The sequence below is a fragment of the Hymenobacter cellulosivorans genome, assembly GCF_022919135.1.
GTDB classification, from domain to species: Bacteria; Bacteroidota; Bacteroidia; order Cytophagales; family Hymenobacteraceae; genus Hymenobacter; species Hymenobacter cellulosivorans.
This window is the reverse complement of sequence record NZ_CP095049.1, coordinates 5200651-5215348: the sequence shown is the minus strand read 5'-3', so window position 1 is coordinate 5215348 and position 14698 is coordinate 5200651. Positions and strand designations below refer to the sequence as shown.

Genomic DNA, 14698 nt, shown 5'->3' with positions numbered 1-14698 from the left:
TCGTTTCTATGACACACCCTTACCGAGTTCAACGTCTGCTGCGCTGGTGCCTGCTGTTCGTGGCCGGCCTGCTGCTGCCTTCCCTTGCTATGGCCCAGTCGGGCCCCTACGGCAATGAGTGGATTGTACCCAACCAGCAGTACTACAAAATCAAGATCAGTAAGAATGGTATTTACCACCTGGATTACAACTACCTGACCCGGGCCGGTATCAGCGGCGTAAATCCGCAGCGGTTTCAGCTCTGGCGCCGGGGAAAGGAAGTTGCCATTTACGTGGGCCCCAACAACCCGACTACGCTTACCACTGCCACGTTTATCGAGTTCTACGGGCAGCGCAACGACGGCGCCCTGGACGTAGGCATGTATAAGAACGCTCGGGACCACCACCAAAAGTTCTACAGCCTGTACACCGATACGGCTTCGTATTTCCTAACCTGGTCGGCCACGACCAACGGCAAGCGTATCACGCCTTCTAACCTGGCCCCGGTGGGAGGCAGCCATCCGTACTGGCTTAATGATAGTGTGCACGTGCGGACTGATGTATATACTGCTGGCAATGAGTTGGTAACAACTTACCAGCCCTGGGGCGAAGCGGGTGAGGGTTTCTTATCTCCGGCTCACGGGCAGCAAAGTGCGGGTGGTAACCCTATGCCTTACCGTCGGGACTTACTCCCAGTTACAAGTAGCCTCGGCCCTGACCTTCAGGTAGAACTGATTTTGACCGGTGCCACTGCCAACACGCACGAGCTTACCGTAACGGTAGAAGAACCCGGAACCGCAGTTAAACGCCCCCTGGGTCCCCCGTCGTAATCGAGGGGTTTGGCCGCCGCAAGGTCCGCTACTCGGTGCCCCGCTCGTATATTAATTATAACGTTGCTGATGCTCCTAGCGGTAGGGTTCAGTTCCACGTTACGGTAAACGGGGCACTGACTCCAGGCGCGCGCAACTGGTTTCGGATGGTGTCGGCCCGGGTTATTCATCCCGTGGCAAGTGCCTGGCCTACCGGCCAGCGGGACGTACGCTTCTTGAATGACTCGACGCTGGGCTCGGCCCCGGCCTTTTACCAGCTCAGCAACCTGCCCGCCGCCGTGCGTGGCTACGATATTACGGACCCCTACAACGTGCAGCGGGTAGAGGGGGTAGCAAGCGGTACTGGGCGCGGCTTTGTGTTTCCGAGTGCCGTGCCCGGGGCCACTACCCGCTCCCTGCTGCTTTCGGATACTGATAAAGCTCTGGTGCCGCCGTTGCCCGCTAAGCGGGTGCAGTTTCGCACGATCAATCCGGCTTCTTACAACTTCTTGATTGTAAGCAATGCCTTCCTGATGACACCGACCGGCACCTCTCAAAATCCGGTGCGCGACTATGCCATCTACCGCTCTACCCGCTTCGATACCCTGCTCGTAACCAGTGAGCAGCTCTACGACCAGTTTCACTACGGAGAGAAGTCGGCGCTGGCCATCCGGCAGTTTGCTCAGTACATGCTTACCAACACCCGCCCGAAATATCTGCTGTTGCTGGGGCAGGGCCTCGGGGCGGGCGAGTTTGGGGACGGGGGGTACTACCGCCAGAACCCGAACGGGTTTAGGGAAACCAGCACCAGCCCGTTGGTGCGGGACTTGGTGCCGACCAGCACCCGCAGCGCTTCGGACCTCTTTTTCACGGCCGACTGGGCCCGTAATGACTACGCCGGCCGCATGGGTACGGGAAGAATTGCGGCTAGTACCCCGGCTGAAGTACTGGCTTACCTCGACAAGCTCAAGCAGTACGAGCAGAACCTGGATGCCTCTACCGAAAACCAGCCCTGGCGCAAAAACACGCTCAACCTGCTCGGCGCCAAGGAAGATTATGAGTTTCCGGAATTCTCACGCTATCTGAACCACTACAAGACCAAGCACATTGAGCGACCGTTCTTTGCTGGTAAGGTGGTCAATACCTATTCCAGCATTGGAATAGCTACTTCCAAGAACATTTCAGCCGATCTGAACGCCGGGCTTTCCCTGATAACCTATTTCGGCCACGGTGACCCCGCTCAGCTGCAGCTCGACCTGGGCGACATCAACGACCCCACGCTGGGCTATAACAACGTGGGCAAGTACCCCATTATGTTTATCAATGGATGCGCGGCTGGTAATGCCTTCCGGGCCCCGCGGGCCCGCTACGCCCAGGACTGGGTACTGGCCCCGCAGAAAGGTGCTATTGGGTTATTGAGCGAAACCGGCTTTGGGTATTCCGGCGAGCTGGATGCCTACCAGGATTCTATCTTTCAGGTGCTGCTCAACGACCCGGTATGGTACAGCCGCCCGGTGGCCGACGTGCAGAACGAAGCCATTCGCCGCTTGCAGAAAACGGCCTTTATATCAGAATCGGCCATCAGCTCCTGGATGGGCACCGTGTGGCACGCCGATCCGGCCCTACGCATGTATTCCCCCCTGCAGCCTGACTACACCTTCGGGTCTCCGGCCCTGGAAATTCGGCCCGTAGGTTCGGAACCGGTGCGGGCCAAATCCGAAAGCTTTAAACTGCTGGTACGGGTGAAAAATACGGGCAAGGTCATCCGGAATCAGTTGGACTTCCTGATTGAACGCAAGTACGATTCCGGTCAGGCAACGGAGACAACAACCCGGAGCGAGAGGCCCCCAGTTCTGCTGGGTGATACCACGTATGTCTTCATCCTGAACAACCCACCAAGCCCCGCAAAGGTCTTCGGTAACAGCACCTTTACGGTAACTCTGGACCACCAGAATAAGATTGCCGAGCTCAGCGAAACCAACAACCAGGCAAAATACGACTTCGTGTTCCTGCAAGAAGGCGTAACGCTGCTGAATCCGCCGGAATTTGCCCTGGTAGCTCCCAACAACGTGCGTCTGGTGGGCCAAACCAACGACCCGGCTGGGCCCGTCCGGGGCTTTGAGCTGGAGCTGGATACCGTACCGACTTTCAATAGCGCGGTTATTATGCGCACCAAAATCAACGCGGCGCTGCTGGCCGACTGGCGGCCCAAGCTGCCTACCCTGGCCGGCCGCGACAGTGTGGTGTGGTACTGGCGGATGCGCTTCGAAACGCCCTCCGCCGGCGAAAACAAAGAGTGGAGCACCAGCTCCTTCCGGGTGGTGCGTGGCACTACCGGCGGCTGGTCGCAAAGCCACCACGGTCAGTACAAGCGCGACGAACTAACGGGCCTGAACGTGGCGGCGCCCTCGGGCAAGTGGAGCTTCGACCCGATTACGCAAGCCATAAATCTGCAAACCAAGGGGGGAGGCGACGGCTCGGCCGTGACGTACCAGCCAGGTTACGGTATTCAGCTGGGTGCCGAGCCGGTAAACAACGTGGATTGCGGCGTGAACTCGCCCAACATTCTCGTTGCGGTATACGACGGAATTACGCTCAAGCCCCTGCGCAACATCGGCGGTGGCCCCTACGATTCCTGCGGGCAGGCGCCCAATCCGTACTACCACTTTGCCAGCAAAGACGCAGACAATATCAATGCCTCGGCGCGCCAGGCCCAGCTGCTGAGCCTGCTGACCAACATTCCGCAGGGAGCCTACGTGGCCCTGGTTTCAGTGAATAAAGTCAACTTCAGCTCGTTTTCACCCGCGCTGAAGGCGGCTTTCACGGCCCTGGGTGCTCAGCGCATCAACTCCTTGCAGGACAGTGACCCCTACGCGCTCTTCAGCCGCAAAGGCGTAGGCACTGCCCAGGAAGCTACGGCCTCTACCAGCAGTACGGTGCCGCGCAACAGCCAAGTTGTTACGCTCAGCGGCGCGCTGAACACCTTCGGAACCACCGGCACGCTGGCTTCGGTCCGCATCGGTCCGGCCCAGGAGTGGACCACGCTGCACCACACCATCCGGACCGAGCCTTCGGACAGCTACAAGCTGCAGCTGGTCGGTATCGATACGCTGGGCGTGAGCCGGGTGTTTGATACCAATGTGACAAACCGGGCGTACTCGCTGGCGAATATTAATGCCAAGACCTATCCGTATCTGCAGTTGGCACTCACCGCCACGGATGCCGTCAACCGCACGGCCCCGCAGATCAAGCAGCTGCTGGTAACCTACCGGGGCTACCCCGAAGGCATTGTGCGGCGCGACTCGGTGCTGGCTAAAACGCCCAAGGCCTACGACCCTGCTACCCTGGCCGAGCAGGCCAAAGGTGACGGCATCATTCGAGTGCCGGTTATCTTCCAGAACGTATCGGCTCTGCCCTTTGGCACCCCGCTGAAGGCTACTTTCAGGCTGCGCAGCGCCACGAAGGAAATCTCCAAGGAAATCCCGCTGAATGCTCTGAACGCCAACGGTACTATTGCCTTCGACGCCGAGCTAAGCATCCTTGATGGACTCTACGGGGACATTACCGGTTCCATTACGCTCAACATTAATGAGAAGGGCCGCCGCCTGCCCGAGCTGTTCTATTTCAACAACGACCTGTCGATTCCCTCCTTCCAGATAGAGGACCGCAGCGTGCCGCCCGTACTGGACGTAGCCTTCGATGGGCAGCGCATCCTCAACGGCGACATCGTTTCGCCGCGGCCCGTTATTTCGGTGGTACTGACCGACGAGGACCTTCGACGGCCCATCACCGACCGCAACGCCTTCGACTTGGTGCTGACGCCGCGCAATGGTATGCCGAAAAAGGTCGACCTGATGGCCTCAAACGTGACCTTCACCACCGACCCCGCCAAGGGTACCGCCCGCATTGACTACGAGCCGGGCCAGGCCGAGCCACTGACCGATGGGCAGTACACGCTGGAAGTGCAGGGCCGCGACGCTACCGGCCGCTCGGCCGGCACGGAAAACTACAAGGTGCAGTTTGAAGTCGTCAACGCCTCTTCCATTACTAACATCTTCCCGTACCCCAACCCAATTACCCACAAGGCCAAGTTCGTCTTTACCCTGACCGGGGCCGAGCTGCCGCGCAACATGAAAATCCAGATCATGACGCTGACGGGTAAGGTGGTACGCGAAATTATGATGCAGGAAATGGGCATCGTGCGCATCGGTAACAACATCACCGACTATGCCTGGGATGGCACCGACGAGTACGGCGACCGGCTGGCCAACGGTACTTACCTATACCGCGTGGTCATGGACGACCCGCAGAATCAGTTTGAGCGCCGCAACACCGTAGCCGACAAGGCCTTCAAGAACGGGTGGGGCAAGCTTGTTCTGCTGCGTTAAGCGGTAGGGTTAAGGGTTTATTGCAAAAGAGGCAGCCGATCCGGCTGCCTCTTTTGTGTTAGTAAAGCCAGAGCCCGTACTAATCAGTTACCCAAGTATCCTTGCTGGCCTAGATCATTCGTTCCGAAACCGTGAGGCTGCTTCAGCGCTTCTCAAAGCCTCTACGACCGGTATGTCTGGCCGGCCCCGAGCCTCAGCAGGCAGATCTGGCTTCAACGGCCACTGCGCCTACCGCCGCCGAAGCGTCACGAAGCTGAAGGCGTAGGCGTGCTTGTCGTCGGGCTCGTGCCGCTCCCGGGTTTCCTCGCGCCACTCCAGCGGCGAGAGGTCCGGAAACACCGTGTCACCTTCGAAGTCGTGGTGCACTTCAGTCAGGAACACGGTGTCGGCGGCGGGCAGGGCCTGGCGGTAAATTTCGCCCCCGCCAATAACAAAGATGTCCTCGTCGGTGGTGTGGGCCGTTTCCAGCGCGTCGGGCACGGAGTAGGCCGTTTCGCAGCCCTCAACCTGCCAGTCGGCCTGCCGGGTTACCACGATGTTGCGCCGCTTGGGCAAGGGCCGGCCAATGGCTTCGAAGGTGCGCCGCCCCATGATAATGGGGTGGTTCAGCGTGAGATTTTTGAAGTGCTTTAAATCGTCCGGCAAGTGCCAGATCAGCTGGTTATCCCGCCCGATAACGCCGTTATCGGCCACGGCTACAACTAAGGCTATCATACGGCAGGGGAGGTAAGAACGGCACTGTTGAAGCCCCGCAGAAATTCTACGACGGGCATTCGCTTCTTGCCTTCGAGCTGCACGTCGAGCAACTCGAGCTGGCCCTGGCCGGTGTGCAGGCGCAGGTACGTGCGGCCGTCGGTGGTCCAGGTGCCGGGCGCTTCGGCGGCTTCCGTCAGAGCTTTAGCGCGGAAAATCTTGAGGGTGCGGCCGTCGGGTAGCTGGGTGAAAGCGGTGGGAATGGGGCAGAGGCCCCGCACCAGGTTGACCAGCGCAGCGGCGGGCTGCTGCACCTCGAGGCGGCCGGTTTCTTTCTGGATTTTGGGTGCCGAGCGTAATTCCTGCCCCATAGCCTGCGGAATACTGGGCGCGGTGCCCTCGGCAATGGCCTGCACGGTGCGTAGGGCTAGCTGAGCCCCGGCGGCTTTTAGCTTCTCGTATAGCGCCCCGAAGTCGTCCTCGTCGGCAATGGGCACGACGTCCTGAAAAATCAGGTTGCCGGTATCAATTTCGTGCTGCAGGAAAAAGGAGGTGACGCCGGTTTCCTTCTCGCCGTGAATCAAAGCCCAGTTGATGGGCGCCGCCCCGCGGTACTGGGGCAGGAGCGAAGCATGGATATTGATGGAGCCCAACCGGGGCATATTCCACACCGCCTCGGGCAGCATGCGGAACGCCACTACCACCTGCAAATCGGCTGCATAGCTGCGCAGCTCCTGCTGAAACTCCGGCGACTTCAGATTGGTGGGCTGCAGTACTGGGATGCCGTAGGTCACGGCCGCCTGCTTCACCGCTGACTCGGCCAGCTGCCGACCCCGACCCGCGGGTTTATCGGGCGCCGTAATGACGGCCACGACCTCGCAGCCGGGCCAAGCTTGCAGGGTTTCGAGCGTAGGCACGGCAAATTCGGGCGTGCCCATGAAGATGATTCTTAGCATATGTAGTATTTCACGCAGTGTCTCGCAGTGGATTACGCAGTGGCCCGCTGGGACGACACTGCGAGACACTGCGCCGTCCACTGCGAGACACTGCGTGAGTTTTACTTGAAGTCCGGATACAGCAGGTACTTCTTGCGCATAGCCTTGTACTGGCTCAGCTTTGGCTCCCAGGCTTTGCGAATTTCCTTTTCTGACTTGCCCGCCACCACCATTTCCCTGAGCGAGTTGGTGCCGGTCAGCTGCTCGAAGTACTTGCCGAAAAACTTGTCCTTGGCCGTGCTCTGCTTATAGAAGTCAATCAGGTAGCGCAGCGTGAAGCCACCGGACTCGGTCATGGGGAGCTTGCGCAAATCCTGGCCGTAGCACTTCTGCCCGTTCAGTGGCGGCTGGGGCGAGCCGGTGGTGGGCCGGGGCGTGAAGCTGAACGGGCGGGAAGTAGGCTGGGTAGGGGCGCCGATGAACTCGAACGGCGCTTCCGTACCCCGGCCCACGCTGACGTTAGTGCCCTCAAACAAGCAAATCGTGGGGTAGAGCAGCACGGCGTGGGCGTTGGGCAGGTTGGGCGAAGGCCGCACCGGCAGCTCGTAGCGGGTATTGTGGGTGTAGCCTGCTACGGGTACCACTGTCAGCGGGCATTGCTTGCCGCCGGCCAGCCACTTTTCGCCGTTTATCATCTGGGCCAGCTCCCCCACCGTCAGCCCATGGACTATTGGAATGGGGTGCATGCCCACGAAGGACTTGTGCTGGGGCTCCAGCACCGGTCCGTCCACGTAAAAACCGTTGGGGTTGGGCCGGTCCAGCACGATGACGCTTTTGCCCTGCTCGGCGGCAGCTTCCATCACGTAGTGCATCGTGCTGATAAAGGTGTAAAACCGCACTCCCACGTCCTGAATGTCGAAGATCAGTACGTCGATGTCGGCCAGCATTTCGGCCGAAGGCTTCTTGCTCTTGCCGTAGAGCGACTTTACCGGCAGGCCGCTGCGCGTGTCGCGCCCGTCCTTGATAGTTGCCCCGTCGGCCTCTTCACCCCGAAAACCGTGTTCGGGCGCAAAAATGACTTTTACCTGTACGCCCTGGGCCAGCAGCGTGTCCACCAGGTGGGAGCGGCCGACCAGAGAAGTTTGGTTTACGACCAGTCCCACGCGTTTGCCCTGGAGCTGGGGCAGATACTTGCCGAATTGGGCCGCGCCCATCTGCAGACCAGCCGCAGACGCTGGGGCAGCCTGGGCTGGTGTTTCGGGCGTTATACCGTGCTTGGCCAGGCGGGTGGGTGAGGGGCTACAGTCGCCCACGAAGAGCGTCAGGCCGAGGAGGCCGCAGAAGATTGAAGAAGGCATCAGGAAACGAAGCTAGGAAACTGAACGTAGACACGTAGCTTTACGCCAGTGAACATCTCGCGGTACATATCCAATAAGATTGACGGAGCCGACACCGGGTCTTTTACCTCGTCGGTGACAAAAATAGCCATTATCAGCATTGCGCTGGGGGTGGCCGTCATGATTGTGTCGTTTGCCATCCTGGAAGGATTCCGCAATGAGATTCAAAGCAAGATCTTTTCCTTCGGCGCCCACCTGCAGGTCAGCAAGTACGATACCAACAACTCCCTGGAGGTTGAGCCCATTGGTGGCCCGCGGCTAATCAAGGACTTACACCGCTTCAAGCAGGTGAAGTCGACCCAGTCGTTTGCCCGCAAAACGGCTATCATCAAAACCAAGGAAGAAGTGCTGGGCGTGGTGCTCAAGGGCATCGATGAACAAGATGGTCCTTCACCCATGCGCACCAACTTGGTGGCCGGCAAATTTCTGTCGTTTCCGGATTCGGCGGCCAGCACCGACGTGCTGCTCAGCCGCAAAGTGGCCGACAAGCTGCGTCTGAAAGTCGGCGACGAAGCCTTGTTCTACTTCATTCAGAATCCGCCGCGGGTGCGCAAATTCAACGTCAAGGGCATCTACCAGACCGGCCTCGACGAGTTTGACGAGGTCTACATCATCGGCGACATTCGCCAGATCCGGGAGCTCAACGCCTGGCCCGATTCCCTAGTAGGCGGCGTGGAAGTCGTGCTCAAGGATTTCAACCAGCTCGACCCAGTTTCGGACCACATGTACGAAAACCTGCGCTACGACCTCAAGCTCGACAAAATCACCGACCAATACGCCCAGCTCTTCGACTGGCTCAAGCTGCTGAACCGCAACGTGGTCATCTTCCTGATCCTGATCATCTTCGTGGCGACTTTTAATATGGTAGCCACCATTTTTATCATGATTCTGGAGCGTACCAACATGATTGGGGTGCTCAAGGCCCTGGGGGCCACCGACAACCAGATTCGCAGCATGTTCTTCTACCGGGGCCTGAGCCTGACGCTGCGGGGCATGGTCTACGGCAACCTGATCGGGCTGGGCTTCTGTGCTATTCAGTACTATTTCCATCCCATTCCGCTCGACCCCGAAAATTACTACATGGACCGGGTGCCGATTTTCTGGGACCCCACGATGGTCGTTATTCTCAACGTGGCTACCTTCCTAACGTCTTTGCTGGCCGTGCTGATTCCGACTTACCTGATTTCCCGAATTCGCCCCGTGGCAGCTATCAAGTTCGACTAGCCGGCCCGGCAGCCACGCAACATTTCTCAAAGCCCTTGGTCATTTGTTGACCGAGGGCTTTTGCTTTTTCGACCCTCACGCCGCGGTAAATAAGATTGGCTAAAGCGTTGCCGGGCGTTTGATTGGCGCTAAACCGTTTTAATCCGGCCAAATTTTCTTCAGCTCAGCCTTAACCCGACGGCCTGTTCCGTAGTTACAAGAACTGGGGCGAAGCGCGGTAGCGTGGCCGCCCCACTGTTCTGGGCCTTTCCTCCGACTTTTCTTTCCTCATGTCTATGTCTTCCCCATCTGATCAGCCGACGCCCCGCGACGAGGGCCGACGCACCTTTCTCAAGCAGTCGTCGCTGCTGACGGCCTTCACCCTGGTACCTGGTCCGGTAATTCAGGCGGCCAGCTTCGAGCTGGATGAAAAAGTAGCCGGGGCTTTCGAAAAAGTGCCGCTGAAGCTGGAAGTAAACGGCAAGAAGTACAAGCTCTCGGTGGAGCCCCGCACGACACTGCTGGATTTGCTCCGCGAAAACCTCAACCTGACCGGCACCAAAAAGGGCTGCGACTACGGGCAGTGCGGGGCCTGTACCGTGCACGTCGACGGGCAGCGCGTCAACAGCTGCCTGAGCTTTGCCGTGATGCACGACGGTAAAAAAATAACCACTATCGAGGGCCTTTCGGATGGTGACAAGCTGCACCCTATGCAGGAGGCCTTCGTTAAGCACGACGGATTCCAGTGCGGCTACTGCACGCCCGGCCAGATTATGTCGGCCGTGGCCTGCGTGCGCGAAGGCCACGCTGGTTCGGAAACTGAAATCCGGGAATATATGAGCGGCAACATTTGCCGGTGCGGAGCCTACTCCAATATTGTGGCGGCCATTCAGGAAGTGAAAAACGGAGGACAGAAGGTATGAACCAGTTTCAGTACGTGCGGCCGACCAAGCAGCAGGCCGCCATCGACGCGGTAACCAAGGACCCGAACGCCACCTTTATTGCCGGCGGCACCAACCTGGTGGATTTGATGAAGCGCGGTATTGCCACGCCCCAGAAGCTGGTAGATATCAACCGCCTGCCCCTAACCCGGATTGACCACGACCCGGGCAAGCTGCGCATCGGGGCCCTGGCCCTAAACTCGGCCGTGGCCGACGATAAGCAGGTACGGGAGCGGCAGCCGCTGCTGGCCCAGGCTCTGAACGCTGGCGCTTCGGCCCAGCTGCGCAACATGGCTACCGTAGGCGGCAATATGCTGCAGCGCACCCGCTGTTCCTACTTCTACGATTTGGCCATGCCCTGCAACAAGCGGGAGCCGGGCACGGGCTGTGGGGCCCTGGAGGGCATCAACCGGATGCACGCCATTTTTGGCTTTTCCGACAAGTGCATTGCCGTGCACCCGTCCGACATGAGTGTAGCCCTGGTTGCCCTCGATGCGACGGTGCTGGTGAGCGGACCGAAAGGTGACCGGAGCATTCCCTTTGCCGACTTTCACCGCTTGCCCGGCGACACGCCCGAAAAGGATACCAACCTGGAAAAAGGGGAGCTGATAACAGCCGTGGAGGTGCCCGACGGACCTTTCACAAAGTACGTGCACTACCAGAAAGTGCGGGAGCGGGCTTCTTATGCCTTTGCCCTGCTGTCGGTAGCGGCGGCCCTCGATATTGAAAACAACACCATTAAGGCAGCGCGGCTGGCTATGGGCGGCGTGGCCCACAAGCCCTGGCGCCTGACGGCCGCCGAGCAGATGCTGGTCGGCAAGCCCGCTACCGAGGCCTCGTTCCGGCAGGCTGCGGAAGTAGCCATGCAGGGGGCCAAGGCCTTCAAGCACAACGCCTACAAGCTCAAGCTGGGTCCCAACGCTATTGTGCAAGCCCTGCGCACCGCTGCTTCGGCCGCTTAAGAATTGACATCCAATGAAAGACCAAGCGCAAAACAAGCAGATAGGGGCCGGAATGGACCGGGTGGATGGCCACCTGAAAGTAACCGGCGGCGCCAAATATTCGGCCGAGTATGAGCTGCCCAACATGACCTACGCCGTGCTCGTGGGCAGCACCGTGGCTAAGGGCCGCCTGACCAGCATCGACACCAAGGCCGCCGAGCGGGCTCCGGGCGTGCTGGCCGTTATTACCCACTTCAACTCGCCCAAAGTGCCCGGCTACGAAACGGCTGGCAAGGACCCCAGCCAGCCGGCGACGGTGGGCGGCCCGCTGAAGATTTTCAAGGACGACAAGATCCACTACAATGACCAGATCATTGCCGTAGTTGTGGCCGACAGTTGGGAGCGGGCCCGGTTTGCTGCGCGGCTGGTGAAAGGTCAATACGCCCAGGAAAAGCACAAAACCAACCTGGAAGCCAGTGTGGGGGATGCCTTCTTGCCGACTGCTGCCAAGAAGAACCCCAAGCACCCGATGAACGACTACCAGCGCGGGCAAACGGATGCGTATAAAACGGGCGCTATCAAGCTGGAAAGTGAGTACGTCATTCCGACGGAGGTGCACCACCCGATGGAATTGCAGGCTATTACGGCCCACTGGGAAGCTCCCGACCGCCTGACGATTTACGACAAAACCCAGGGCACCCTGGCCACCCGCCGCGACTTCGCTAAGGAGTGGAACTTGCCCGAGGAAAACGTGAAAGTCATTGCCACCTTCGTGGGTGGAGCTTTCGGCAACGCCCTGCACAGCTGGCCCCATGAGTCGGCCGCCATTATTGCCGCCAAAGTGGTGAATCGGCCCGTGAAGCTGATGCTGACCCGGGAGCAGATGTTTACCAACGTGGGCTACCGGCCCTACACCTGGCAGAAGCTGGGCATGAGTGCTACCCCCGACGGCAAAATTACGGCCATCACCCACGAGTCCATCGGGCAGACTTCCAACTACGAGGAGTTTACCGAATCGACCCTGGCCCAGACGCGGATGATGTATCAGTCGCCCAACGTGACGACGCGCTACCGCCTGGCTTCCCTCGACGTGTGCTCACCTATCTGGATGCGGGGCCCGGGTGAGGCTACTGGTGCCTTTGCGCTGGAGTCGGCTATGGATGAAATGGCCCATATGTTGAATCTCGACCCACTGGAGTTCCGCCTGCGCAACTACACCGAGCAGGACCCGGAGAAAAACAAGCCCTGGAGCACCAAGTTTCTGAAGGAATGTTACCAGCTCGGGGCCGAGCGGATTGGCTGGAATAAGCGCCAGCTTAAGCCCGGCTCCCTGCGCGACGGCGAATGGCTAATTGGCTACGGCATGGGCGTGGGTACGTTTGGCGCCCACCGCGGCGCGGCTACTGTGGGCGCTCAGCTGCGGCCCGATGGCACCGTGTTGCTGCAGTGCGCCACTACCGACATTGGCCCCGGCACCGGTACCGTCATGACCCAGATTGCGGCTGATACGTTGGGCCTGGACGCCAAGAAAATCCGCTTTGAACTCGGCAACTCGTCCTTTCCCAAAGCCGGCACGCAAGGCGGCTCGTCCACGGTGAACAGTGTGGGGCCGGCTACCCAGGAAGCCTGCCTGGCATTGAAAGAAAAACTGCGCACTTTAGCCGGAGCAGCCTTTGCCTCGGCCAAAAAAGAGGACGTCACGTTGACCGACGGCTACCTGGCGCTGAGCAGCAACCCGGGCACCCGCGTGGCTTACGCCGACCTGATAAAACAGGGCGGCGACAAAGCCGTAACCGTAGAAGCCAAGCCCGGTGGAGAAGGGCAGCAATACTCCATGTATTCCTTCTCGGTGCACTTTGCCGAGGTACGGGTGCACGAGCTGACGGGGGAAGTACGCGTGAGCAAGCTGGTTTCCTGCGCCGATGCAGGTACTATTATCAACGAGAAAACCGCCGGCAACCAGATGAAGGGCGGCGCCGTGGGCGGCATCGGCATGGCTTTGATGGAAGCGGCTCACATGGATGACCGGTTTGGCCGCTACGTTACCAAGGACTTTGCCGACTACCACGTGCCTGTCCACGCTGACTCCCCGGACGTGCAGGTGGCTTTCGTCAACCAGCCCGACCCGCACGTGAATGCCTTGGGCACGAAAGGTATCGGCGAAATTGCCATCATCGGCGTAGCTCCTGCCATTGCCAACGCCGTTTTCAACGCCACCGGCAAACGCATCCGCGAATTGCCTATCACCCCGGATAAGCTGATTTCGTAGTGTGCTGATGTGTTGATATCTCGTGTCATGGCGAGGAAGAATGACGAAGCCATCCGTCCTCTGCACAGGTAGTCACACTCTTTTACCAGAAAGCCCTAACGTCTACTCAGGCGTTAGGGCTTTTCATGTAAAATAGCTCCGCCCATTTCAGAGGACGGATGGCCGCGCTTCGCACGCTATGACACGTTGCGTATCAGTATATTCAACCACATTAGCACCTGAGCACATTAACTCATGCTCCCTGGGCCATCATGCGCATGAAGCCGCCATCCATGACGTAGGTGGAGCCCGTGACGTAATCGGAATCGGCAGAGGCCAGGAACAGGGCCAGCTTGGCAATTTCCTCGGGCTGCCCGGCGCGCTTCATCGGGATGCGCTGTTCCTTTTCCTTGCGCTCCTCAGGGTTATCCATGGCCGACTGGTTCATGGGCGTCATAATCATGCCCGGGGCAATGTTGTTGACGTTGATACCCGCCTCGGCCAGCTCCAGGGCCAGGGTCCGCATCAGGTTACGCAGCCCGCCTTTGGAGGCGCAGTAGTCGGCCGTGCCGGCCGAAACGACTTCCTCGTGAATCGACGACACGTTGATAATCTTGCCTTTGCCGCCCTGTTGCTGCCGGTGCTGAATAAACAGCCGCGCGAAATAAAACGGCCCCATCAGGTTGGTTCGAATGGTTTTTTCGAAGTCCTCGGGCGCCATTTCGGCCACTGGTTTTTTAGCTCCGGGCGCGGCGGCGTTGTTTACCAGAATATGGAGCTGGGGAAACTCCTGCAAGGCCTGAGTAAACAGCTCGGCTACTTGCCCGGCCTCGCTCACGTCGACGGGCAGCACCAGGCCACGGCGGCCGGCTTGCTCTACTGCCTGCCGGGTTTCTTCGGCTCCTTGCTGGTCAGTGTGGTAGCAAATTACAACGTCGGCCCCGGCCTGGGCAAAGGCAATGGCGGTGGCCCGGCCAATACCGGAATCGGCCCCGGTTACCAGGGCCACCTGATTGAGAAGTTGTGTCATCGTGTCGTTATTCGGTTTGGAAAGGCAGCCCGAAAGGCTACCTTAGACGGCTGATTACGTTACGTCGGCCGGTCGTTGGAGGATACTGCTCCCGTTGAGGAAGGTTATGTTGAGCTGTAGTAGGCTGCCGCGGT

10 protein-coding genes are annotated in these 14698 nt (G+C 59.3%); 6 read left to right on the top strand and 4 right to left on the bottom strand.

The genetic code is table 11. The features are described from left to right. Positions 1 to 8: 8 nt before the first annotated feature. Positions 9 to 809 (top strand): hypothetical protein, encoded by an 801-nt coding sequence (locus tag MUN80_RS21970; RefSeq protein ID WP_244716378.1) that lies wholly within the window; start codon positions 9 to 11, stop codon positions 807 to 809. A gap of 35 nt (positions 810 to 844) precedes the next feature. Further along, a complete protein-coding gene (gene porU2 / locus MUN80_RS21965; protein ID WP_445991636.1) occupies positions 845 to 5176 on the top strand; it encodes a putative type IX secretion system sortase PorU2 in 4332 nt (1443 codons plus the stop codon). 228 nt (positions 5177 to 5404) lie between these two features. Here the strand turns inward: porU2 and MUN80_RS21960 are convergent, their stop codons facing one another. The 3 genes from MUN80_RS21960 to MUN80_RS21950 all read right to left on the bottom strand — a co-directional run bounded on the left by MUN80_RS21960 (position 5405) and on the right by MUN80_RS21950 (position 8162). Continuing rightward, positions 5405 to 5890, bottom strand: coding sequence for a dihydrofolate reductase (locus tag MUN80_RS21960; protein WP_244716374.1), 486 nt, complete (start codon positions 5888 to 5890; stop codon positions 5405 to 5407). Then, positions 5887 to 6825 carry a methionyl-tRNA formyltransferase gene (gene fmt, locus MUN80_RS21955; protein ID WP_244716372.1) on the bottom strand — a complete coding sequence of 313 codons (939 nt, stop codon included), beginning with the start codon at positions 6823 to 6825 and terminating at the stop codon, positions 5887 to 5889. The genes MUN80_RS21960 and fmt overlap by 4 nt, the downstream gene beginning before the upstream one ends. 101 nt (positions 6826 to 6926) lie before the next feature. After that, positions 6927 to 8162, bottom strand: a complete 1236-nt coding sequence (locus MUN80_RS21950; protein ID WP_244716370.1) for an exo-beta-N-acetylmuramidase NamZ family protein — start codon at positions 8160 to 8162, stop codon at positions 6927 to 6929. 48 nt (positions 8163 to 8210) lie between these two features. On the opposite strand from MUN80_RS21950, the gene MUN80_RS21945 reads away from it, so the two are divergent. From MUN80_RS21945 to MUN80_RS21930, 4 genes are all read left to right on the top strand, one after another. Next, a complete protein-coding gene (locus MUN80_RS21945; protein ID WP_244716368.1) occupies positions 8211 to 9425 on the top strand; it encodes an ABC transporter permease in 1215 nt (404 codons plus the stop codon). Positions 9426 to 9700: 275 nt separating this feature from the next. After that, positions 9701 to 10327 (top strand): (2Fe-2S)-binding protein, encoded by a 627-nt coding sequence (locus tag MUN80_RS21940; protein WP_375373969.1) that lies wholly within the window; start codon positions 9701 to 9703, stop codon positions 10325 to 10327. Beyond that, a complete protein-coding gene (locus tag MUN80_RS21935; RefSeq protein ID WP_244716364.1) occupies positions 10324 to 11307 on the top strand; it encodes an FAD binding domain-containing protein in 984 nt (327 codons plus the stop codon). The genes MUN80_RS21940 and MUN80_RS21935 overlap by 4 nt, the downstream gene beginning before the upstream one ends. A 13-nt stretch (positions 11308 to 11320) precedes the next feature. Beyond that, on the top strand, positions 11321 to 13555 hold the full coding sequence (locus MUN80_RS21930; protein ID WP_244716362.1) for a xanthine dehydrogenase family protein molybdopterin-binding subunit: 2235 nt from the start codon (positions 11321 to 11323) through the stop codon (positions 13553 to 13555). A 232-nt stretch (positions 13556 to 13787) separates the two neighbouring features. Here the strand turns inward: MUN80_RS21930 and MUN80_RS21925 are convergent, their stop codons facing one another. Continuing rightward, positions 13788 to 14564: an SDR family NAD(P)-dependent oxidoreductase gene (locus MUN80_RS21925; protein WP_244716360.1), complete on the bottom strand. Its 777-nt coding sequence runs from the start codon at positions 14562 to 14564 to the stop codon at positions 13788 to 13790. Positions 14565 to 14698 lie beyond the last annotated feature (134 nt).